A 22,624-nucleotide genomic window follows, 5' to 3' on the forward strand; every position below is an offset into this window, starting at 1 on the left:
TCAGTTGGCGCGCGTGGCCGTGGCGGACTTGGCGGCGGCACAGGCCTCGACGGCCTTGGCGGCGGCGTCGGACAGGCTGTTGGCGGTGATAAGGTCGAGGCCGCTCTCGGCCAGAATCTTCTGGCCCGCCTCGACGTTCGTGCCGGCGAGCCGGACGATGAGCGGCACGTCGATCTTCACTTCCTTGGCCGCCTGAATCACGCCCTGGGCGACCCAGTCGCAGCGGTTGATGCCGGCGAAGATGTTGACGAGGATCGCCTTGACGTTGCGGTCGGACAGCACCAGCCGGAACGCCGTCGCGACACGGTCGGGCGAGGCGCCGCCGCCGACATCGAGGAAGTTGGCCGGCTCGCCGCCCGCGTGCTTGATCATGTCCATGGTGGCCATGGCCAGACCGGCGCCGTTGACGATGCAGCCGATCTCGCCCTCGAGACCGATGTAGGACAGGTTGTGCTCGGCGGCCTGGGCCTCGCGCGGATCACCCTGCGAGGGATCGTGCATGTCGGCGATGTTGCGGCGGCGGAACATGGCGTTGTCGTCGAACGACATCTTGGCATCGAGGGCCAGGACGCGGTCGTCCTTGGTGACCACCAGCGGGTTGATCTCCAGCATGGTGCCATCGCAATCGCGGAACGCCCGGTAGGCGTTCATGATGGTTTTCACGGCGGCCGAGACCTGGCGGATGTTCAGTCCGAGCTGGAACGCGATCTCGCGGGCCTGGAACTGCTGCAGGCCCACCGCCGGCTCGACCACCACCTGGATCAGGGCCTCGGGCTCGTTGGCGGCGATCTCCTCGATGTCCATGCCGCCGCGCTGGGAGGCGATGACGCGCACGCGCTCGGCCTTCCGGTCCAGCACGTAGCCGAGGTAGAGTTCACGCTCGAACGGATCGGCGGTCTCGACGTAGACCCGCTGTACCGGCTTGCCCTCGGGGCCGGTCTGCAGGGTGACGAGGCGCTTGCCGAGCAGGTCCTTGGCGGCGTCGCGGACCTCGTTGTAGGTCCGGCACAGCTTGATCCCGCCGGCCTTGCCGCGGGCGCCGGCGTGGATCTGCGCCTTCACGGCCCAGAACGAGCCGCCGAGCTCGGTGGCGGCGTAGACCGCCTGATCGGGGCTGAAGGCCACCGCGCCCTTGGGAACCGCCACGCCGAAGCCCGCAAGCAACTCCTTGGCTTGGTACTCGTGAACGTCCATGTGCGATCTCCTCGACGTTTCCTTGGGCGAACCTTCTCGTAAATTTCACTTCGCGAAAAGGGCTCTGCCGTTTATATTTTTTTACATTCTCGTTGAGTCTGCCTTGAAGGCAGTCGGAATGCTTTTCGTATTCAACCCGATTCGGCAGCTGACCTTGGCGTTAGGCTGCGAACGAGGACTTTCCCGCCGGTCTTGTTTGCGATGCGGAACGAGAGCCGTCCCGCATCGCAAAACATCAGTTCACCTTGGCCTTGACGATCTCGTAGATCGACTCGTTGAGCGGACCGGCCGAGCCGAGCAGGGTCTCGAGCTCGGCGAGACGCGCGTCGGCGAAGGCGCGGTCGTCCAGGCCCTTGGCGTTGACGTAGACATTCAGCGCGGCGCTGCGCAGACCCGCATGGGCGGAGAGCACCGCGACACCGGCATCGGAGATGACGTTGAGGTTGCCCTTGTCGGCGACGGGCTGGGCGAGGTCGATGACCTTGCGGCAGGCCCGGCAGCATTCGAGGGGCACGTCCGTGGCGACCTTGAGGGCCGCCTGGATCTTCTCCGCCCGGGCAGCCTTTTCCTCGTCCGTGGTCTTGGGAAGCCCGTAGGCGCCCATCACCGCGTCGAAGGCCGCGACGTCGTCGGCGATCATGCCGGTGAGCTCGGCCCGGAGCGCCTCGGATTGCGAAAGGATCTCCTTCAGCTCGCCCTCGACCTCGACGTACTTCTTCTTCCCGATGGTGAGGTTGCACACCATGCTGAGCAGCGCCGCCCCCATGGCGCCGTGGATGGCGGCGGCGCCGCCGCCACCGGGGGTCGGGGCCGAGCTGGCGAGCCCGTCGAGGAAGGTCTGGATGGTCGCGTCGGCGGCCATAACTCAGGCCATCTTCTTGGCGAGGGCGTAGATCTCCTCGGCGTCGAGCACCTGCTCGGTGCTGTCGAAGAGCTGGCCGACGCAGGCGCGGTGGAGCTTCAGCTTCAGGCCGCCGATGCCGAGCGCGCCGAACACCTTCTTGCCGTGGCGGTCCTTGCCCTTGTCCATGGCGTCGATGCCGCCGAAGCCGAGGGGGGGCTGGGCGTTGTAATCGGCGACGAACTCGATGCTGGCCTCGTCCTTCCAGTCGGCTTCCGACAGGAGCTCGATGCCGATGGCGCCGGCAGAGAACACGAGGTTCTGGCCCTTGACGATGGCGGCGCGGGAGGCGGCGTCCGGCGTCGCGGCGGCCGAGATCTCGACCTTGAAGCGCTTGTTGATCTGGTCGGCGGCGGCCTGGGCCTTGTCGAGGGAGCGGCCGCACAGGATCACGGTGGCGCCTTCCTGGGCGAGGAGGGCGGCCGAGCGCATGCCGACGGGGCCGGTGCCGGCCAGCACCACGGCCTTCTTGCCCTGGAGCGAGCCGGCGGCCTTCTGCACCAGGGCGACGCCGGCGGCGGCGGTGGTGTTGGAGCCGTTGGAATCGAGCATCACCGAGACGCGGAACGGGCCGAAGAAGCGCTTCTTCACCGCGCTCAGCACCGCCTCGCCGGCCGCCATGCTGCCGCCGCCGACGAAGATCGCCGTGGACTTCTTCTCGGAGCCGCCGCGGGTGTAGATCGTGCCATCCACCAGGGCGCCGACGTTCTCGGGCGTCACGTTGCCGTAGCCGGTGATGTGGTCGGCGCCGCCGTCGTAGCCCACCACCACGTCGAACACGCTCGGCACGGCGTCGGTGTCGAATTGGAACAGCAGTTTTTTCATTGTTCTTGATCCCTGTCGTTTCCACGCTTGGCGCGGCTGGCGTTTATTTTTGAGTTCCCGGTCGCAGCCTCGCTGCGGGGCGTGACGCGATCCCTCCCCTGTGCGGCGAGGGAAAGCCCGTCACACCACGTTCTGCGGCTTGCCCGCGACGAAGGCCTCGACGTTGTCCACGAGCTGGTCGGCCAGGATCTGCATGGCCTCCTTGCTTGCCCAGGCCACGTGCGGCGTGACGATGAGGTTGGGCAGGTCGAGCTCGCACAGGATGTTGCCGTTCTTCGGCGGCTCGGTCACGACCACGTCGAAGCCCGCACCCCCGATGGTGCCGTTCTGGAGCGCCTCGGCCAGGGCCTCCTCGTCGACGAGGCCGCCGCGCGCGGTGTTGATGAGAAGCGCGTGCTTCTTCATCTTCGCCAGCTCGGCGCGGCCGATCATGTTGCGGGTCTCGGGCGTCAGCGGCGCGTGCAGGGTGATGACGTCGGACTGGGTCAGGATGGTCTCGAAGTCGACCAGTCCCTCCTGGGGGAACACGTCGTAGGCGATGACCTTCATGCCGAGCGCTTCCGCCCGCTTGGCGATGGACTTGCCTAGCGCCCCGTAGCCGACGATGCCCAGCGTCGAGCCGGCGATGTCGTGGATCGGGTAGTCGAAGTAGCAGAACTGGGTGGATTTCGCCCAATCGCCCCGGCGCACGGAATTGGCGTAGGGCACGATGGCCCGGCGCAGAGCGAAGATCAGGCCGATCACGTGCTCGGGCACGGTGTTGAAGGCGTAGTTGCGGATGTTGACGACGGTGATGCCGAGTTCCTTGGCGGCTGCCTTGTCGACCACGTCCGTGCCGGTGGCGGCCACGGCGATGAGCTTGAGGTCGGGGAGCTGCTTCAACACGTCGGCGCGCATGGGCACCTTATTGATGAGGGCGATCTCGGCGCCCTTCAGGCGCTCGACGATCTCCTCGGGCGTCCAGGTCGAATCGTACTCGACGTAGTCGTGCGGAAAATTGAACTCCCGGACCTCGGCGTCGAGGGACTCGCGGTCGAGGAACACGATTGTCTTCGTCATGGAATCCCTCAGGTCGATCCGGCCGAACCGCCGGCAGCACGGTGGTCGATGGGGTCGCCGGGGCGAAGGATCGCCCCGGCGGTCGTCAGGTCAGGCCTTGGCCAGGGGATTCTCGCGCAGGTAGCTCGACGCGGCGGCGACACCCGAGCCGGGCGTGACCTTCACGCCGTGGTCGAGCATGGCCATCTCGGCACCCGCGATGGCGCCCAGCAGCGACAGCTCGTTGAGGTCGCCGACGTGGCCGATGCGGAACACCTTGCCGGCGAGCTTGTTCAGGCCGGCGCCGAGGGCGAGGTTGTAGCGGACGTAGGCGTGCTTGATGATCGCCGCGCCGTCGATCCCCTCGGGCACCACGATGGTGGTGACCGTGTCGGAGTTCCACTTGGGCTCCTTGGCGCAGGTCTTGAGACCCCAGGCCGCCACGGCCTGGCGGGTCGCCTCGCCGAGGACGTGGTGGCGGTGGTAGACGTTCTCGAGGCCTTCCTCGTTGAGGCAGGCGAGCGCCTCGCGCAGGCCGTAGAGCAGCGGCAGCGACGGGGTGTAGGGGAAGTAGCCGGCCGGGTTCTGCTTCTGGTGGTCGGCCCAGTCGAAGTAGACGTGGGCGAGACGGTCGTTCTTGCCGGCGGACGCCTCGGCGGCCTTGAGGGCCTTCTCGCTGACGCAGATCACGCCGAGGCCGGCGGGCAGCATCAGGCCCTTCTGGGAGCCGGCGATGGCGCAATCGACGCCCCACTCGTCCATCTTGTAGGGGAGCGAGCCCACCGACGACACGCCGTCGACGAACAGCAGGGCCGGGTGGCCGGCGGCGTCGATGGCCTTGCGCACGGCGCCGATATCCGAGGTGACGCCGGTGGCGGTCTCGTTATGGACGACCATGACGGCCTTGATCTCGTGGTTCTTGTCGGCGCGCAGGGCCTCGCCGATCTTCTCCGGGTCTGCGCCCGTGCCCCACTCCTCGTCCTGCACGATGACGTCGAGGCCGAGGCGCTCGGCCATGTCGACCCAGAGCAGGCTGAACTGGCCGAAGCGCGAGGTCAGCACCTTGTCGCCGCGGGCCAGGGTGTTGGTGAGCGCCGATTCCCAGATGCCCGTGCCGGAGGCCGGGAACAGGAAGATCGTGCCCTTGGTCGAGCCGAACACCGCCTTGGTGTCCTCGAACAGGGGCTTGGTCAGGGCGGGGAAGTCCACCGAGCGATGGTCCTCGGACTGCACCACCATCGATCGCAGGACGCGATCGGGGATGTTCGTCGGGCCAGGAACGAAGAGGTGGTTGCGACCCGGCCGTTTCGTTGCCGCCATGATGATGTCTCCGGTTCTCAAAGTAAGTGCGCGCGACACGTGCGACGCGATGGTTCAGTGGCGGAAGGTCTGCCCCATGGGGCCGCCCTTCCGGGTGGGATCGATGACGAGACGTCGGCCCGGTCGGGCCGCCCTCTCGGGTGGGCAGGCTCCTACGCGCTTGCGGATCGGCCGGATACCCGGCCCGCTCCACTTGCCCTCAGGCAATATTGCCCGAGGGAATTCGACGGCCTCGCCCTACGGCGGAAACCCCGATCCCATCGGGAGCGAGGCGCCGTGCTGTCGATGGGCTGCAGGGCGTTCGAGACCCACGCCGCGATGCGCGGACGCATCGAAGCGCGCGGACGTCCGTGGACGGGTCCGACGATCTCAAGCCGTTCTCCAGGCCGGGGCGCGCTCGAAGAACCGCGCCGCCCCAGGCCGTGCAGGCGCCATGCTGCCCCGTATGTCGCTGCCCTTCTTCACCTCGCAGGGCTCCGGACGCGCGATTTCCCGCGCGGTCCGGTGGGGCACCTTGGAGGCGACTATGCCTTCCTTCGCGCAGGAAGGAAAACCCGAAAAACTTCGCGAAACGTCAAATAATTTTATAGCCGCGCAAGGCTCGCGATGCGGTGCCGCACGGCGCGACGACGCTTCCCGGCGGCCGGCCGGCGTCATCAAAGTGATACGGGAATCCGGTTTGGCTCGGTCCGATGCAGATGCGTTCGGAGACCACCATGGGCGAAGATTCGGAGAAGACCATCCGCGTCCGAACCCTGTTCCTGTCGGACATGCACCTCGGGACCAAGGGTTGCCAGGCGGCGTTGCTGCTCGAATTTCTGCGCGATTACGATGCCGACGAAATCTACCTCGTCGGCGACATCGTCGATGGCTGGCAGCTCAAGTCCGGCTGGTACTGGCCGCAGAGCCACAACGACGTGGTCCAGAAACTCCTGCGCAAGGTGCGCAAGGGGTCGACCCTGATCTACGTGCCGGGCAATCACGACGAGTTCCTGCGCGACTACATCGGCATGACCTTCGGGGGCATCGAGGTCGCCGACCAGCGCCTCCACGTGGCGGCGGACGGCAAGCGCTACCTCGTGATCCACGGCGATCAGTTCGACATGGTGGTGCGCCACGCCCGCTGGCTCGCCTATCTCGGCGACGGCGCCTACACGGCGGCCCTCTTCGTCAACACCCACCTCAACACCCTGCGCCGGCGCCTCGGGCTCGCCTACTGGTCGCTCTCGGCCTGGGCCAAGCTGCGGGTGAAGAACGCCGTCAACTTCATCGGCAAGTTCGAGGAATTGCTCGCGGCGGAAGCCAAGCGCGTCGGGGCCGACGGGGTGATCTGCGGCCATATCCATCACGCCGCCAACCGGACCATCGGCGGTCTCACCTACCTCAACACCGGCGACTGGGTGGAATCCTGTACCGCCATCGTCGAACACTACGACGGCACCATGGAGGTGCTGCATTATCCGAGCATCGTGCGCGCCCGGGATGCCCGGGACGACGCCCTCGCCGGACGGCGGCCCGACGGCGCGCGGGCGGTCGCGTGAGGCTCCTCATCGCCACGGATGCCTGGCACCCGCAGGTCAACGGCGTCGTGCGCTCCCTGGAGCACATGGCGGCCGCCGGCGTGGGCCTCGGGATCGACACGGTGTTCCTTACCCACAAGGACTTCGCCTCGGTGCCCCTGCCGGGCTACCCCGAGATCCGCCTGTCCTGCGCGACGCGCGGGGCGGTGGCCCGGCGCTGGGAAGGTCTACGCCCCACGCACGTCCACATCGCCACGGAGGGCACCGTCGGCTACGCCACCCGCCGCTACTGCCTGAGCCATCGCCGGCCGTTCACCACGAGCTACCACACCCGCTTCCCCGAATACCTCGCCGCCCGCGCGCCGGTGCCGGAATCCTGGAGCTACGCCTGGCTGCGCCGGTTCCACGGGGCGGCCAACGGGACCATGGTCAGCACGCCGTCCTTGGAGCGGGACCTTTCGGCGCGCGGCTTCACCAACCTCATGCGGTGGACGCGCGGCGTCGATACCGACGTTTTCCAACCCAAATCCGGCGACGTCGATCCCCTCGCCGGCCTGCCCAGGCCGGTCTTCCTGTTCGTCGGGCGCCTGGCCGTCGAGAAGAACATCGCCGCCTTCCTCAGCCTCGACCTGCCCGGCTCAAAGGTGGTGGTGGGCGACGGGCCGGACCGGGCGCGCCTCGCTTCCCTCGCCCCCGACGCACATTTCCTCGGCACCCGCACGGGGGCGGCCCTGGCGGCGGTCTATGCCGCCGCCGATGTCTTCGTGTTCCCGAGTCTCACCGACACGTTCGGCATCGTCCTCCTGGAGGCGCTCGCCTGCGGCGTGCCCGTGGCGGCCTATCCGGTCACCGGTCCCCTCGACGTCATCGGCGGCACGGATGCGGGGGTGCTCGACCACGATCTCCGCAGGGCGGCCCTCGCGGCCCTGAACGTCCCGCGCGACCGGTGCCGGGCGCAGGCCCTGCGCTACACCTGGGCCGAGAGCGCGCGGCAATTCTACGGCAACATCGCCGAGGCCCATGGCACGCCCGGCCCCCGCACGCGCCCCGGCCCCCGCGGCGATCGTCTCGGTGTGAACACGGGACGCAGCGCCCCGGCGTGGTGACTCGGCCGGGCCGGACTGGCAGGGTCCGCCCCCAGCCCCGACGCCGCGTGTCCCCCGTATGCTTCCGTTCGATGCCGCTCAGGCGAACAATTATCCGGCCGTGATCGGGTGCGACGAGGTCGGGCGCGGGGCGCTGTGCGGACCCGTGGTCGTCGCGGCGGTGTGGTTCGACCCCCGGGCGATTCCGGGGGAGATCCTGGCGGCGCTCGACGATTCGAAGCGCCTGAAGCGGGCGGAGCGCGAGCGTCTGACCCCCCTCATCCGCGCCCATGCCCGGGTAGCCCTGGCGGCCGGGTCGCGGGCCCTCGTCGATCGGATCAACGTGCGCGGCGCCACCCTCGACGCCATGGCGCGCGCCGTCCGCCGCCTCGGCCTCGATGCCCCGGTGCTGGTCGATGGCCGCGACGCGATCCCCGGCCTCGCCCTCTGCCGTCCCGTCATCGGCGGCGACCGCATCGTGCCGCAGATCGCCGCCGCCTCCATCGTCGCCAAGACCGTGCGGGACGCGGTGATGCGATCGCTCGCCCGGCGCCACCCGGCCTATGGCTGGGACAGCAACGTCGGCTACGGCACCAAGACCCACCTCGCCGGCTTGGCGACCCTCGGACGCTCGGCGCATCACCGCTGCAGCTTCACCCGCGCCTACGCACCCGAAACCCGCGCCCACGCGCCGGAGGCCCGCATCCACGGGCCCGAGTCCGCCCTCAGAACAGCGACAGCTGCGCCGTCGGCCGGGCGAACAGGTCGGTCCTGAGCTTCAAGCGCTCCTCGGGGTAGCCGAGGCGACGCCGGGCGAGGCGCATGCGGCGGACGATGAGGTCGGCGTAGGGCCCGGCCCCGACCATGCGGCGGCCGTACTCCGCATCGTAGGCACGCCCGCCGCGGGCTTGGCGCACCAGGGACATCACGTGCGCGCGGCGCCCCGGATAATGCTCGGCGAACCAGTCGTCCACGAGGGCGTCGAGTTCCAGGGGCAGGCGCAGCAGCACGTGGTTCGCTTCCCGCGCGCCGCGCTCGCGGGCGGCGGTCAGGATCGCCTCGATCTCATGGTCGTTCAGCGACGGGATCACCGGGGCGGCGATGACCATGACGGGAATTCCCGCCGCACTCAGGCGCTCGATGGCCTCGAGGCGCTTCTTCGGATGCGGCGCGCGCGGCTCCAGGCGGCGGGCGAGGTCGGGATCGAGGGTGGTGACCGAAACGGCGACCTTCACGAGATCGTCCCGGGCGAGGTCGGTGAGAAGATCGAGGTCGCGCACCACGAGGTTCGACTTGGTGACGATTCCCACGGGGTGCCGGAACCGCGCGAGCACTTCGAGGACGCTCCGGGTGAGGCGATGCTCGCGCTCGATGGGCTGGTACGGGTCCGTCGCCGTTCCCAGCGCGATGGTGGCAGGCCGGTAGCCCGGCGCAGACAATTCGGCCGTCAGGAGTTTGGCCGCCTCCGGCTTGTGAAACAGCCGCGTCTCGAAATCGAGGCCGGGCGAAAGGCCGACATAGGCGTGATTGGGCCGGGCGAAACAATAGACGCAGCCGTGCTCGCAGCCGCGATAGGGGTTGATCGAGCGGTCGAAGGAAATGTCGGGGGAGGTGTTGCGGCTGATGATCGTGCGGGCGTGCTCGGCCGTCACCACCGTCCGCAACGGGACCGGGGCCTCGGTCTCCCAGCCGTCGTCGAAGCTTTCGCGCCGCGTCGCCTCGAACCGCCCATCCGGATTGGCCGTGGCACCGCGCCCGCGCCGCGCCTCGCCCGGACGCGTCGTGCCGGCGAGGCGGCGCGCGGCGTCCGATGCCCCTTGACCCGCCGATCCCCGCACCCTGCCAGTCCTCCGTCACGTCACGCAAGGAACATATCATGAACACAGCTCGGAGGGGCTGCACATAATCCAGGCAAAGACCGGTTTGAGTCCCGGCCTGCGCGCTTCCGCCAGCAAACCGGCCCCGCCGACAGCTTCAGTCGGCGCGAAAATACGGTATGCGCGGGCATGATCTCCGCTCTGATCCATGTGGCGCGGCCGGCCGATCCCGATGTGGTCGACCGGCTCGCCGACACCCTCGGCGCCCTCGTGGCCGGCGTCGCCGCCGGGCTCGTCGGCGACGCGGTCATCGTCGCATCGAGCCACAGCGCGGCCATCGACACCGTCGCGGAGGCCACGGGTGCCAAGCTGGTCCTGCACCCGCGCGGCGGCTCGGCGTGGTCGGCCGGCGCCAAGGCGGCACGGCGCGAATGGGTCCTGTGCCTGGAGGCCGGCGACGTGCCGGCCGAGGGCTGGATCCGCATCCTGGACCGCTTCATCGGGACCGCCCGGCCCGACGTGACCCTGGCCCGCCTGCGCCGCCCGCATACGGGTTTGCCGGCCCGCCTCGCCGCCCGGGGCGAGGGCGTCATCGGCGTCGGCGCGCCCCGTCCGGGCGACCTCGTCCGCCGCGAACGCCTGCTCGCCGGCCCGCGCTTCGTCCGGCGGGTGGCGGTGCGCCGGCTGACGGCCCGCCTCGAGCGGTCCTGAGCGTCAGGACTCGGCGGCCGCTTGCATCCGCAGGCGCAGGCGCTCGACGTCATCGTGGTTGCCGGACAACAGATCGGTGATGTCGCCGTCGAGCAGGGCCGCGACGTGACGGCAGTTGGTGCCGTAGCGCCCCGCCATGCAGGTGCAGCGCAGGCGCAGACCCGTCGCCCGGTCCTCCAGGGTGACGGCGTAGCGGTCGCCGCGCCGGCCCTTCACGGCAAAACTGAGCGCCTGCACCCGTCGCGCCGCCGAGCCGGTACGGTCCGGCACCCCCCCTGGAACGGCGCGCGGCGGCATGGCACGGTCCGGTCCCTCCGGCACTGTCGTGACCGGCAGACGGATGGCGCGGGACAGACCGAAGACATCGGGCGCCCCCGTCCGGCGCACGGCCGCCAGGGCGATCTCGGCGCACGCATAGGCATCCTCGCCGGCGTCATGGTGCTCGAAGCGGATGCCGAGGCGCGCCGCGACCTTGCCGAGTCCGCAGCCTTCTTCCGCCGGAAACACCCGTCGCGCGATCTGGAGGGTGCAGAGATAGGAGAAGGCCGGCGGGCGCAGGCCGTAGGCGGAGAGCGACGCGCGCAGGACCCCCATGTCGAAGCCGGCATTGTGGGCCAGCACCAGGCCGCTCGCGAGGTCGGGCAGGAACTCGGCTATCACCTCCGGAAACGTCGGCTGCGTCCGCACATCCGCCGGCACGATGCCGTGGACCCGGATGTTGCCGGGCGAGAACCGCAGCTCCGGCGGCCGGATCAGCCGCGATTCCCGACGCACCACGGCGCCGTCCGCGATCCAGGCCAAACCGACGGCGCAGGCACTGTCGCGCCGCTCGTTGGCGGTCTCGAAGTCGAGGGCGATGATCTGCTGCATGGGTCTCCGCGCGCGGCCCGCTTCAACTACCCCCGACGAAAAGACAGCTCAAGCGCTGGCCACGAGGGCAAGCCAGGTGTCCTCGCTCACGACTTCGACGCCGTGCTTCTCGGCGTCCTTGAGCTTCGATCCGGCGCCCGGGCCAGCCACGACGAGATCGGTCTTGGCCGAGACCGAACCCGAGACCTTGGCCCCGAGCCGCTCGGCCGTGGCCTTGGCCTCGGAGCGGGTCATGCGCTCCAGGGAGCCGGTGAACACCACGGTCTTGCCGGCGAACGCCGTCGCCGCCATGGGCGCGGCCATGGGCTCCGTGGTGACCGCATCGAGAAGTGCCCGCACGGCCGCGTCGTTGTGGGGCTCGTTGAAGAACGCGATCAGCGAATCCGTGGCGACCGGCCCGATCTCGCCGTCGTCGGCGAAGTGACGGTAGGCATCGCCGGGGCGCTGGGACGCGGCCCGCGCGATCCCGGCGGCGGCCGCATCGGCATCACCGTAATGGGCGAGCAGGCTCGCGCGCTGCGGCGCCGACAGGCGGATGCGGCCGGGCGGCTCGGTGGGCTCGGCTTCTGCCTCGCCCTCCTCCGCTTCGGAGACTTCGCGCGGGTAGCCGACCTCCAGCAGGCGATCGCGGGTCGTCGGGCCGATGCGCGGGAGGGACGAAAGTTCGATCCAGTCCGGCCCGGCCTTGGCCCCGGCGGCGGCGGCGACCCCGGCCATGAGGGCAGCCATGTCCGGAAAGCGCTTGGCCAGGGCTTTTGCCGTCGATTCGCCGATGTCGGGAATCCCCAGGGCGAACAGGAAACGGTTGAGGGGCAGACGGCGGCGGTCCTCGACGGCGGAGATCAGGTTGTGGATCGCCTTGTCCTCTTCCTCGCCCTTCTTCTTCGTCGGCTTCTTCGGTGCCGGCACGCCCTCGGCCCGGCGCTCGGCGGACAGGGCCTCGCGGCGGGCGACGATAGCGGATTTCAGCTCGTCGAAATCGAGGCGGAACAGGTCGGCCGGCTGCTTGATCACCCCGGCCTCGAACAGGACCTCGATGTAGGTCTGCCCGAAGCCTTCGAGATCGAAGCCGTTGCGCGAGACGAAGTGCTTCAGGCGCTCGACCCCCTGCGCCGGACAGATCAGCCCGCCGGTGCAGCGCCGAACGGCGTCGGGCTTGCCCGTGCGCGGGTTGATCTCGCGCAGCGCCCGGCTGCCGCAGGCGGGGCAATGATCGGGGAAGACGAACGGCTTCGCGTCCGTCGGGCGCTTGTCGAGCACCACGTCCATGACCTTCGGGATCACGTCGCCGGCCCGCTGCACCACCACCGTGTCGCCGACGCGGATGTCGCGGCCGTCGCGGATCGGCTCTCCGTCACCGCCGACGCCCTGCACGTAGCCCTCGTTGTGGAGCGTGGCGTTCGAGACCACGACGCCGCCCACCGTCACGGGACGGAGCTTCGCCAGGGGATTGAGCGAGCCCGTGCGGCCGACATTGATCTCGATCCCCTCCACCACCGTCAGGGCCTTCTGGGCGGCGAACTTGTGGGCCAGCGCCCAGCGCGGCGAGCGCGAGACGAAACCGAGGCGCCGCTGGAGGGCGAGGTCGTCGACCTTGTAGACGACGCCGTCGATGTCGTAGCCGAGATTCGCCCGCTCGGCCTCGATGCGCCGGTAATGCGCGATCATCTCGGCTGCCTCGGTGCAGCGGATGGTGAGTGCGTTGACTGGAAAACCCCAGCGCCGGAACGCCTCCATCATCCCGTGCTGGGTCGCCTCGGGAACATGCGAAAACTCGCCCCAGGCGTAGGCGAAGAACTTGAGTGGCCGCGAACGGGTGATCTCGGGATCGAGCTGGCGCAGCGATCCGGCCGCCGCGTTGCGCGGGTTGGCGAAGAGGGCCTTGCCGGCGGTCTCCTGGCGCGCATTGATGGCTGCGAAATCCGCGTGCGACAGGTAGACCTCGCCGCGCACCTCGCACACCTCGGGCACGTCGTCGCCGGTTAGGGTTTCGGGGATGTCGTCCACCGTGCGAGCGTTGCGGGTGACGTCTTCGCCGGTCTCGCCGTCGCCCCGGGTCGCGGCCGTGACGAGGCGCCCCCCCTCGTAACGCAGGGACAGGGACAGTCCGTCGATCTTCGGCTCGGCGGTGAAGGCCAGCGGCTCCGCCTCCGGCCAGTTCAGGAACCGGCGCACGCGGGCGACGAACTCCTCTACCTCCTCGTCCGCGAAGGCATTGCCCAGGGACAGCATCGGTACCGCGTGCCGGACCTTGGCGAACTTCTCGGAGGGTTTGGCGCCGACCGATGCGCTCGCCGCACCCGTACCGGCGAGGTCGGGGAATTGGGCCTCGATATCCTCCAGGCGGCGGCGCAGGGCGTCGTACTCGCCGTCCGAGATCTCGGGCGCGTCCTCCTGATGATAGAGCCGGTCGGCCTCGGCGATCCTTTTGGAGAGCGCCGCGTGTTCGGCCCGGGCACGCTCGGCCGTGAGACTGTCGAGGGAGTCGGTGGACGGCTTCGATGCGGGCATGCGGGCTGCTTTGCGACGGGGACCGGTCTTTCCGTCCGGCATACAGCACGGCGCCGGGCGCCGCATCGTCCCCGGGTGCCCCGGTCGGCGAACCGGCTCGTGTGCGACCGCACGTCGCCTGCCGTAACTTCGGCCCGCCTCGCCACGTAGATACGGCAGAGGCGGCGTCGCCCGACCGCCGTATCCGGAAGTATCATGCCAGCCCTGCCCGCCTTCTCCGCGCCCTGGCGCGACCGCGCCGGCCGCCTTTCCGGCCTCAAGCTCAGCGTCTTCCTGTTCGCCCTGGCGCCCGGCCTCTGGCTCGCCGGCGCCTACGCGGGGGACGCGCTGGGTGCCAAGCCGATCACCGCGCTCCTGCACGGCACCGGCGAATGGGCCGTGCGCTTTCTCCTGCTGTCGCTCGCCGTGACGCCCCTGAGGCGGATCGCGAACTTCCCGAAGCTCATCCTGGTCCGGCGGATGCTGGGACTGACGGTGCTGGCCTACGCGCTGATCCACCTCGCGCTCTACGTCGTCGATCAGAACTTCGTGCTGACGAAGGTGGTGTCCGAGATCGTCACCCGGTTCTACCTCACCATCGGGTTCGTCGCGCTCTTCGGCCTCGTGGTGCTCGGCGTGACCTCGACGGACGGGATGATCCGGCGCCTCGGCAAGGCCTGGCCGCGCCTACACAAGGCGGTCTACACCATCGCGGTGCTCGGCCTCGTCCACTACTTCCTCCAGGCCAAGATCGACGTGTCCGACCCGGTGTTCTGGACCGGCGGGTTCCTGCTCCTCATGGGCTGGCGGGCCCTGCAGCGCCTGCGCTGGCCGATCAATCCCCTGACCCTGCTCGGGCTTGCCGTCGCCGTCGCCCTCGTCACCGCCGGTCTCGAGGCGGCGTGGTACGGCTTCGCAAGCGGCATCCCGGCGGAGCGGGTGCTGCAGGCCAACCTTGCCTTTCCCAGCATGATCCGCCCGGCCTGGTGGGTCCTCGCCCTCGGGCTGATCCTGCCGGCGGTGAACGCCGCGCGCCTCGCGTGGGATCGCTCGAACACCCGAACCGATCCGAAGACCCGGCCGGCTCAGCCCAGGTCGAGGCAGGCCATGGCGGCGCGCTGAACCCGGCTTGCGGCGGCGCCCGGCCTCCCGCATGAGATTTTCGGGAGTGGCTCGGGAGGATGCGATGTCGAAGACGATTCTGGCGGCGGGCCTTGCCTGCCTCCTCGCGGGGGGCGCGGTCGTCGCCGAATGCCCCCGCGCCGAACCGCCGCCGGCGAGCGCCCGGCCGGCCAAGCCCGCCTTCCCCGAGAAACCGCCCTGCCTCGAGGCCAAGGGCGGCTGCCCCGGCTGGGAGGCCTACAGCTACAACGACGCCATCAAGGCCTACAACGCTCAGATCGCGGTCTACCGCCCCCTTGCGGAGGCCTACGTGAAGGGTTTGAACGCCTACGTGAAGGCGGCCTCGGACTATGCGCAGTGCGAGGTGAAGGCACTCCAGTAGGAGACCGCCCGTCGCTTGACCCCCGGCGGGGGCGATGCCACAGCCCGGCGCATCCTCATCCCCAGCCAGACTGGACGGTTAGATGCCCGAATCCCTCGACCTCCTCGTCCTCGGCAACGCCATCGTCGACCTCATCGCCCGTGCCGACGAGGACTTCCTCGCGGCGCAAGGCGTGCCGAAGGGGGCGATGCAGCTCATCGACGAGGCGCGGGCCGAGACCCTGTACGATGCCATGGGACCGGCCACCATCGTGTCGGGTGGCTCGGGGGCCAACACCGCCGTCGGGGCCGCGTTGCTCGGGGCGAAAACCGGCTTCATCGGCAAGGTCCGCGACGACGAACTCGGCGGTCTCTACGCCCACGATCTCAAGGCCACGGGCGTACGCTTCACCGTCCCGGCCGCCACCGATGGCCCGGCGACGGCGCGCTGCTTCATCCTGGTGACGCCCGACGGCGAGCGCACCATGAACACGTATCTGGGCGCCTGCCAGAGCCTGTCCCCGGCCGATGTCGACGAGGCCACCGTGCGAAGCGCCCGCGTGACCTACCTCGAAGGTTACCTGTGGGACCCGCCGGCCGCCAAAGACGCCTTCCGCAAGGCCGTGCAGATCGCCCACGCCGCCGGCAACGCCGTGGCGCTCACCCTGTCGGACGCGTTCTGCGTCGGCCGTTATCGCGACGAATTCCTGGGGCTCATCCGCGACGGCAGCATCGACATCCTGTTCGCCAACATCGGCGAGCTGCAGAGTCTCTACGAGACCGACGATGCCGAGGTCGCCCTCAAGGCCCTGCGGGACGAGCGCGACGCGCGCGGCAAGCACCTCCTCGGCCTCGTCACCCGCTCGGCCGACGGAGCCATGGTGGTCAAGGGCGGCGAGATCCGCAGCGTCGAGGCGTCCCCGGTGCACGAGCTCGTGGACACCACGGGTGCCGGCGACCTGTTCGCGGCGGGCTTCCTCGCCGGCCACGCGCGCGGCCTCGACAACGCGGCGAGCGCCCGCCTCGGCGCCCTGGCGGCAGCGGAGGTGATCCAGCACATCGGCGCCCGGCCCCAGCACGACCTCGTGGCCCTGGCGAAGGCTCAGGGCCTGCTCTGAACACGAACCTCGCGGGGAAGGCGCTCACAGCCGTAGGAGCACTTTCCCCACAGCCTCGCGCCGCTTGAGGATGCCCAGCGCCTCGGCGTATTCGGCGAGGGGATAGACCCCGTGAACCTTGGCGGTAAGACGTCCTTCCGCGACCCAGGCCAGGAGCTGTCGCTGGTTCCCCGCGTGCGCCTCGGGCTCACGCTCGACGAAGACGCCCCAATGCACCCCCTGGATGTCGATGCCCTTCAGGAGGGCGAGGTTCAGCGGGATGCGGGGGATGTCTCCGGCGGCAAATCCGATGACGAGGTAGCGGCCCTTCCAGCCGAGCGAGCGCAGGGCCGGCTCGGCGTAGTCGCCGCCGATGGGATCGTAGATCACGTCGACGCCCCGTCCCTCGGTCAGGGTCCGCAGGGCCTCGCGCAGGTTGTCGGCCCCATAATCGACGCCCTGCGTCGCCCCGTGCGCGCGGGCGACGGCGAGCTTGTCGGGCGAGGACGCGCAGGCGATGACGTGCGCACCCATGATGGCGCCGAGCTCCACCGCCGCGAGGCCTACGCCGCCCGAGGCGCCCAGCACCGCCAGGGTCTCGCCGGGCTGGAGCTTGGCCCGGTCGCGCAGGGCGTGGAGCGACGTGCCGTAGGTGATGGTGAGGCCGGCGGCCTGCTCGTCGGAGACGCCATCGGGGATGGGTGTGAGATGATGGGTCGCGACGGCGATCCGCTCCCGGACCGTGCCGAACTTCTGATGAACGATGACCCGTTCGCCCACGGAAAAGCCCGCCGTGTCCGGCCCGAGTGCCTCGACCACGCCACTGGCCTCACCGCCGGGTGAGAACGGCAGATCCGGCTTCACCTGATAGCGGCCGGCGATGATGAGGGTATCGAAGAAGTTGAGGGCCGCCAGGGTGATGCGCACCACGGCCTCACCGGGTCCCGGCACCGGGTCGGCGATCTCCGCCAGGGACAGGTCATCGGGCTCGCCGAGGCGGGTGCACAGCAGGGCCTTCATCCAATAGCTCCATCCCGGTTTTGAAGCGGCCATGCACCGGGCGCGCTGACCGGCGCAACACCTAAAGTCGATTCAGGTCCGGGCGTAGGTCCCCGTCAGGCTGCCCTTGGCCAGCACGTGGCCGTGCATGGCCTCGATCACGGCACTCCGGCCCGGCGAGGCGTCGAGGGCGAGCGCGGTATCGAGGGCGTAGATCTGGAACAGGTAGTCGTGCGGCCCATGGCCCGTGGGCGGGTCGGGCGGCAACCACTGATCCTGCAGGAAGCTGTTCTTGCCGAGATCCTGGGATTGGTGCGCGCCCCCGGGGCTCGGCAAGGCCCCTTCGGCCAGGGAGCCGGCCTCCGGCATCAGGTTCCATGCGATGAGGTGGACCAGGGGACGCGGCGTCGGGCTGCCCGCATCCTCGACGAGGAGCACGACCCGCGCCGTGCCGAGGGGCAGGCTGTCCCAGGTAAGCGGCGGCGAGGTCCTCTCACCGTCCTGCGTGAAGCGGGCCGGAATCGCCGCGCCGTCGGCGAAGGCCGGGCTCGTCAGCCGCACGGTGGCGGGCGTCTCGGCGAATTCGGCGTGATAGGTGGTGGCCTGAAGGCCGGCCTTGAGGCCGGACAGGGCCTCGCCGACGGCGTGGGGGATCTTCTCGAGCATGGCGGCCTCCGGTTGCGCCCGGTCAACGGCGGGACACCGCCGGGAGTTCAGGCGCGGCGTGCCGCGATCATGTAATTCACCGCCGTGTCGCGGCTCGGCCGCCACGAGCCGTCCAGCGGATTGAACACCACGCCGGTGGTATCGGTGACCGAGAGGCCGCCGGCCTCGACGGCGCCGATGAGTTCCTGGGGCTTCACGAACTTGTCCCAGTCATGGGTGCCCCTGGGGAGCCAGCCGAGGACGTATTCGGCGCCGACAATGGCCAGCGCGTAGGATCGCAGGGTCCGGTTGATCGTGGCCGAGAACAGGAGCCCATCGGGCTTCACCGCCGCGCAGGCGGTGGCGACGAAGGCCGGCATGTCGACCACGTGCTCCACCACCTCCATGGCGAGCACGATGTCGAAGCGCTCGCCCGCCGCCACCACGCCCTCGATGGTGCGTGCCCGGTAGTCGACGCTCACGCCTGCGGCGTCCGCGTGCGCCTGCGCGACCTCGACGTTGGTGGGGGCCGGATCGAGGCCCGTCACGCGAGCACCGAGGCGCGCCAGGGGCTCGGACAGGACGCCGCCGCCGCAGCCGACATCGACGATCGTGAGGCCCTCCAACGGGAGTGGCGCCTTCGGGTCCCGGTCGAAATGCCGGCAGGCGGCATCGCGGATATAGGCCAGCCGCACGGGGTTGAAGCGGTGCAGCACCCGCATGGGGCCGGCGGGGTCCCACCACGTCGCCGCGATGGCCTCGAAGCGGGCGACCTCGTCACGGTCGATGGAGGAAGAGGTGGGTCCGGTCATCGGGTCCGTCTGAATGGGCGGGAACGGCGTGGGAAGAACAGTACCGGGATGGGTCGCGGCCCCATGGCCCCGATTGTTGACACGCTCGGGTTGCCCTTGTACCCGCCGAAGCCCTGTCGGGTACAGCCGCGGAGCGACGCGGGCGATCATCGGCCCGCCCGAACCACGGTCCCTTTCCCCGAGAATCAGCGCGGACGCTGCATGCCCCGTTTGGTGATGAAGTTCGGCGGCACGTCCGTCGCAAATGTCGAGCGCATCCGCAACGTGGCGGCCCACGTCGCCCGTGAGGTTGCCGCCGGCTACGACGTCGCCGTGGTGGTCTCGGCCATGTCGGGCAAGACCAACGAGCTCGTCGCCTGGGTCAAGGATGCGAATCCGATCTACGACGAGGCCGAGTACGATGCCGTCGTGGCCTCGGGCGAACTCGTCACCGCCGGCCTGCTGGCCATCGCCCTACGCAAGGCCGGTCTCAACGCCCGGTCCTGGCAGGGCTGGCAGATCCCGATCCTCACCTCCGACGCCCACGGCTCGGCCCGCATCGAGGGGATCGACGGCGCGCGCCTCGATGCCGGGTTCAAGCGCGGCGAGGTCGCGGTCATCGCCGGCTTCCAGGGCATGCACGAGGCCACGGGCCGGGTGACCACCCTCGGCCGGGGCGGCTCCGACACCAGCGCGGTGGCGGTCGCGGCCGCCATCGGCGCGGAGCGCTGCGACATCTACACGGACGTCGACGGCGTCTACACCACCGACCCGCGCGTGGTTCAGAAGGCCAGGCGGATGGAGCGGGTGACTTTCGAGGAGATGCTGGAGATGGCGTCCCTGGGCGCCAAGGTGCTCCAGGTCCGCTCCGTCGAACTCGCCATGGTGCACCGGGTGCCGACGACCGTGCGTTCGAGCTTCGACCCGCCGGACAACGCCCGCCCCGGAACCCTCATCTGCGACGAGGACGAGACCATGGAACAGCAGATCATCACCGGGATCGCCTTCTCGAAGGACGAGGCGCAGATCACCCTGCGTCAGGTCAAGGACAGCCCCGGCATCGCGGCCGCGATCTTCGGCCCGCTGGCGGACGCCAACATCAACGTCGACATGATCATCCAGACCGTGTCGGGCGACCAGTCGACCACGGACATGACTTTCACGGTCCCCTCCGCCGATTACGACCGCGCGCGAAAAATCCTCGATGCGCAGAGCGGTGTCATCGAGTTCGCCCAGATCGAGGGAGCCACGGACGTGGTGAAAGTCTCGGCCATCGGCGTCGGCATGCGGAGCCATGCGGGCGTCGCCGCGAAGGCGTTCCGGGCGCTGGCCGAGAAGGGCATCAACATTCGTGCGATCACCACGTCGGAGATCAAGTTCTCCGTGTTGATCGACTCCGCCTATACGGAGCTTGCCGTGCGCACGCTCCACTCGCTATACGGCCTCGACCAAGCCTGAACAGGTGCGATCGTCACACGCACGAATCTTGCGCGTGACTCCGCTGTAGCCGAAGCCGGATCGAGGAGACCATGCCCGCTGCGCCCGGAGGCCCGCGCCTGCTGCTGCGCCGCCTCCGCGAAGCGATGGCGGAGCCGGTCAGCCCACAGGCACGCCTCGACCGGATCGTCACACTGATCGCCGCCAACGTCATTGCGGAGGTCTGCTCGGTCTATGTCCTGAGCGACGACAGCACCCTCGAGCTGTTCGCGACCGAGGGCCTCAACCGCGAGGCGGTCCATCTGACGCGCATGCGCTCGGACGAAGGCCTCGTCGGCCTCATCGCCAAGACTGCGGAGCCCCTGTCGCTCTCCGACGCCCAGTCGCACCCGTCGTTCTCCTATCGCCCGGAGACGGGAGAGGAAGCCTACCACGCCTTCCTCGGCGTGCCGCTGCTGCGCGCTGGCAACACCCTCGGCGTGCTCGTCGTGCAGAACAAGACCTACCGGGTCTATTCCGAGGAAGAGATCGAGGCGCTCCAGACCACCGCCATGGTGCTCGCCGAGATGATCGCCTCGGGCGAACTCCAGGCGCTCGCGCCCGGTACCGGACCCGTGGCACGCCGCGCCGTGAGCCAGCGCGGCGTGGCGCTGGCCGACGGCATCGGCCTGGGGCACGTGGTGCTGCACGAGCCGCGGATCGTGGTGAAGCAACTCATCGCCGAGAATGTCGATCGCGAGGTCGAGCGCCTCGAACTCGCCATCGGCGAAGTCCGCTCGGCCATCGACGACCTCGTGGAGCGCGGCGACAGCATCGGCACCGGCGAATCGCGCGAGGTCCTCGAGACCGTGCGGATGTTCGCCCACGACAAGGGCTGGCTGCGGCGGATGCGCGAGGCCGTGCAGTCCGGCCTGACGGCCGAGGCCGCCGTCGAGCGCGTCCAGTCGGACAACCGCGCGCGGATGATGCGCCAGAGCGACCCCTACCTGCGCGACCGCCTGCACGACCTCGACGACCTCGCGAACCGCCTGTTGCGCACCCTCATCGGCCACGAGGGCAACGGCGACCGGGTGCTGCCCGAGAACGCCATCCTCGTCGCGCGCTCCATGGGGCCGGCGGCCCTCCTCGACTACGACCGCACGGCTTTGCGCGGCGTCGTGCTGGAGGAAGGCGGCCCGACGAGCCACATCGCCATCGTGGCCCGCGCCCTCGGCATCCCGGCGGTCGGTGAAATCACCAACGCCACGGCTTTGTGCGACGCTGGCGACGCGATCATCGTCGACGGCGCCACGGGCGAGATCCAGGTCCGTCCCGGACCCGAGATCGAGGCGGCCTACGGCGAGATGGTGCGCGTGCGCGCCAAGCGGCAGGAGCAGTACCGCGCCCTGCGCGACCTGCCCGCGGTGACACGCGACGGGGTCGCCATCGGCCTCCAGCTCAACGCCGGTCTCCTGATCGACCTCACCCACCTGGCGGAGACGGGCGCCGACGGCATCGGCCTGTTCCGCACCGAGCTCCAGTTCATGGTCGCCCAGCGCATGCCCTCGGCGGCCGAGCAGCAGACGCTCTACGAAGCGGTCTTCGCGGCCACGGGCGACCTGCCGGTGACGGTGCGCACCCTCGATATCGGCGGCGACAAGATTCTGCCCTACATGCCGGCCCTCGAGGAGGAGAACCCGGCGCTCGGCTGGCGTGCGATCCGCATCGGCCTCGATCGGCCGGCCCTCCTGCGGGTGCAGTTGCGTGCGCTGCTCCGCGCGGCGGCCGGACGCCCCCTCAAGATCATGTTCCCCATGGTGGCGACGGTGGACGAGTTCACCCGCGCCAAGGCCATCGTCGAGCGCGAGAAGGCGCATCTGCGCCGCCATGGCCACCCGCTGCCGAGCGATTGCCGTCTCGGCGTGATGGTCGAGGTGCCCTCGCTACTGTTCCAGATCGATGAGATCGCGCGCGCCGCCGACTTCCTGTCGGTGGGTTCGAACGACCTCATGCAATTCCTGTTCGCCGTCGACCGCGAGAATCGCCGGGTCGCCAACCGCTTCGACACCCTGAGCGTCCCGGCGCTTCGCGCCTTCCGGCTCATCGCCGAGCGCGCCGCCGCCGCCGGATGCCCGGCCACGGTCTGCGGAGAGATCGGCGGCAAGCCGCTGGAAGCCATGGCCCTCATCGGTCTGGGCTTCCGGCACCTGTCGATGTCGCCGGCCGCCATCGGTCCGGTGAAGGCGATGGTGCTGGGCCTCGACGCCTCGGCGATCGCGGCTCTCATCGACGCCGAGATGGCGCGCGCGGGCGACGGTGAAACCCTGCGGCCCGCGCTCACCGCCTTCGCCAAGGCGCACGGCGTACCTATCTAGCGGGCCGAAACACTAGCCTGCCTGGCGGGCTCGCCCGTTTGCAGCAGC

General features: G+C 69.7%; 20 protein-coding genes. 9 read left to right on the forward strand and 11 right to left on the reverse strand.

Features of this window, described 5'->3' with window-relative positions:
- The 5 genes from ASF28_RS00745 to ASF28_RS00765 form a co-directional block, all read right to left on the reverse strand.
- Window positions 1-1,194 carry a malate--CoA ligase subunit beta gene (locus ASF28_RS00745; RefSeq protein ID WP_056086328.1) on the reverse strand — a complete coding sequence of 398 codons (1,194 nt, stop codon included), beginning with the start codon at window positions 1,192-1,194 and terminating at the stop codon, window positions 1-3.
- Window positions 1,195-1,429: 235 nt separating this feature from the next.
- Complete coding sequence (gene fchA / locus ASF28_RS00750) at window positions 1,430-2,056, reverse strand: methenyltetrahydrofolate cyclohydrolase (RefSeq protein WP_056086331.1); 627 nt, start codon at window positions 2,054-2,056, stop codon at window positions 1,430-1,432.
- A 3-nt stretch (window positions 2,057-2,059) separates the two neighbouring features.
- Window positions 2,060-2,920: an NADP-dependent methylenetetrahydromethanopterin/methylenetetrahydrofolate dehydrogenase gene (locus tag ASF28_RS00755; protein ID WP_056086334.1), complete on the reverse strand. Its 861-nt coding sequence runs from the start codon at window positions 2,918-2,920 to the stop codon at window positions 2,060-2,062.
- A gap of 120 nt (window positions 2,921-3,040) precedes the next feature.
- A complete protein-coding gene (locus tag ASF28_RS00760; RefSeq protein ID WP_056086336.1) occupies window positions 3,041-3,979 on the reverse strand; it encodes a D-2-hydroxyacid dehydrogenase in 939 nt (312 codons plus the stop codon).
- Between the two features lie 90 nt (window positions 3,980-4,069).
- Window positions 4,070-5,278 carry an aminotransferase class V-fold PLP-dependent enzyme gene (locus tag ASF28_RS00765; protein ID WP_056086340.1) on the reverse strand — a complete coding sequence of 403 codons (1,209 nt, stop codon included), beginning with the start codon at window positions 5,276-5,278 and terminating at the stop codon, window positions 4,070-4,072.
- 716 nt (window positions 5,279-5,994) lie between these two features.
- Between ASF28_RS00765 and ASF28_RS00770 the strand changes: the two genes are divergently transcribed.
- The 3 genes from ASF28_RS00770 to ASF28_RS00780 are packed head-to-tail and all read left to right on the forward strand — an operon-like array spanning window position 5,995 to window position 8,658.
- Window positions 5,995-6,819 carry a UDP-2,3-diacylglucosamine diphosphatase gene (locus tag ASF28_RS00770; RefSeq protein ID WP_056090993.1) on the forward strand — a complete coding sequence of 275 codons (825 nt, stop codon included), beginning with the start codon at window positions 5,995-5,997 and terminating at the stop codon, window positions 6,817-6,819.
- A complete protein-coding gene (locus ASF28_RS00775) occupies window positions 6,816-7,904 on the forward strand; it encodes a glycosyltransferase family 4 protein (protein WP_056086343.1) in 1,089 nt (362 codons plus the stop codon). The genes ASF28_RS00770 and ASF28_RS00775 overlap by 4 nt, the downstream gene beginning before the upstream one ends.
- A 58-nt stretch (window positions 7,905-7,962) precedes the next feature.
- Entirely contained in the window at window positions 7,963-8,658 is a 696-nt protein-coding gene (locus tag ASF28_RS00780; RefSeq protein ID WP_082475933.1) for a ribonuclease HII, read from the forward strand.
- Here ASF28_RS00780 and ASF28_RS00785 read toward each other — a convergent pair.
- The gene (locus ASF28_RS00785; protein WP_056086345.1) at window positions 8,609-9,721 is read right to left on the reverse strand and encodes a PA0069 family radical SAM protein; all 1,113 of its coding nucleotides are present in this window, start codon (window positions 9,719-9,721) and stop codon (window positions 8,609-8,611) included. The genes ASF28_RS00780 and ASF28_RS00785 overlap by 50 nt on opposite strands.
- Before the next feature lie 168 nt (window positions 9,722-9,889).
- On the opposite strand from ASF28_RS00785, the gene ASF28_RS00790 reads away from it, so the two are divergent.
- Complete coding sequence (locus tag ASF28_RS00790) at window positions 9,890-10,411, forward strand: hypothetical protein (protein WP_056086348.1); 522 nt, start codon at window positions 9,890-9,892, stop codon at window positions 10,409-10,411.
- A 3-nt stretch (window positions 10,412-10,414) separates the two neighbouring features.
- Here ASF28_RS00790 and ASF28_RS00795 read toward each other — a convergent pair whose 3' ends face one another.
- A complete protein-coding gene (locus tag ASF28_RS00795) occupies window positions 10,415-11,281 on the reverse strand; it encodes a 3'-5' exonuclease (protein ID WP_056086353.1) in 867 nt (288 codons plus the stop codon).
- 48 nt (window positions 11,282-11,329) lie between these two features.
- On the reverse strand, window positions 11,330-13,792 hold the full coding sequence (gene ligA, locus ASF28_RS00800; RefSeq protein WP_056086356.1) for an NAD-dependent DNA ligase LigA: 2,463 nt from the start codon (window positions 13,790-13,792) through the stop codon (window positions 11,330-11,332).
- Window positions 13,793-13,987: 195 nt separating this feature from the next.
- Here ligA and ASF28_RS00805 point away from each other — a divergent pair, with 195 nt between their 5' ends.
- The 3 genes from ASF28_RS00805 to ASF28_RS00815 all read left to right on the forward strand — a co-directional run bounded on the left by ASF28_RS00805 (window position 13,988) and on the right by ASF28_RS00815 (window position 16,371).
- A complete protein-coding gene (locus ASF28_RS00805) occupies window positions 13,988-14,893 on the forward strand; it encodes a sulfite oxidase heme-binding subunit YedZ (RefSeq protein ID WP_056086358.1) in 906 nt (301 codons plus the stop codon).
- A gap of 64 nt (window positions 14,894-14,957) precedes the next feature.
- Window positions 14,958-15,275, forward strand: coding sequence for a hypothetical protein (locus tag ASF28_RS00810; RefSeq protein ID WP_056086361.1), 318 nt, complete (start codon window positions 14,958-14,960; stop codon window positions 15,273-15,275).
- An 82-nt stretch (window positions 15,276-15,357) separates the two neighbouring features.
- Window positions 15,358-16,371, forward strand: coding sequence for an adenosine kinase (locus tag ASF28_RS00815; RefSeq protein WP_056086363.1), 1,014 nt, complete (start codon window positions 15,358-15,360; stop codon window positions 16,369-16,371).
- Between the two features lie 24 nt (window positions 16,372-16,395).
- Here the strand turns inward: ASF28_RS00815 and ASF28_RS00820 are convergent, their stop codons facing one another.
- The 3 genes from ASF28_RS00820 to ubiG all read right to left on the reverse strand — a co-directional run bounded on the left by ASF28_RS00820 (window position 16,396) and on the right by ubiG (window position 18,806).
- The gene (locus ASF28_RS00820; protein ID WP_056086365.1) at window positions 16,396-17,370 is read right to left on the reverse strand and encodes an NADPH:quinone oxidoreductase family protein; all 975 of its coding nucleotides are present in this window, start codon (window positions 17,368-17,370) and stop codon (window positions 16,396-16,398) included.
- 72 nt (window positions 17,371-17,442) lie between these two features.
- Window positions 17,443-18,015, reverse strand: coding sequence for a YbhB/YbcL family Raf kinase inhibitor-like protein (locus tag ASF28_RS00825; protein WP_056086367.1), 573 nt, complete (start codon window positions 18,013-18,015; stop codon window positions 17,443-17,445).
- 47 nt (window positions 18,016-18,062) lie between these two features.
- On the reverse strand, window positions 18,063-18,806 hold the full coding sequence (gene ubiG, locus ASF28_RS00830) for a bifunctional 2-polyprenyl-6-hydroxyphenol methylase/3-demethylubiquinol 3-O-methyltransferase UbiG (RefSeq protein WP_056086369.1): 744 nt from the start codon (window positions 18,804-18,806) through the stop codon (window positions 18,063-18,065).
- A gap of 201 nt (window positions 18,807-19,007) precedes the next feature.
- Here ubiG and ASF28_RS00835 point away from each other — a divergent pair, with 201 nt between their 5' ends.
- Together ASF28_RS00835 and ptsP are read left to right on the forward strand one after the other, a co-directional pair.
- Entirely contained in the window at window positions 19,008-20,243 is a 1,236-nt protein-coding gene (locus tag ASF28_RS00835) for an aspartate kinase (RefSeq protein ID WP_056086372.1), read from the forward strand.
- Between the two features lie 71 nt (window positions 20,244-20,314).
- Window positions 20,315-22,576 carry a phosphoenolpyruvate--protein phosphotransferase gene (ptsP, locus tag ASF28_RS00840; protein ID WP_056086375.1) on the forward strand — a complete coding sequence of 754 codons (2,262 nt, stop codon included), beginning with the start codon at window positions 20,315-20,317 and terminating at the stop codon, window positions 22,574-22,576.
- Window positions 22,577-22,624 lie beyond the last annotated feature (48 nt).

It is taken from the genome of Methylobacterium sp. Leaf99 (assembly GCF_001422375.1).
GTDB lineage: Bacteria > Pseudomonadota > Alphaproteobacteria > Rhizobiales > Beijerinckiaceae > Methylobacterium.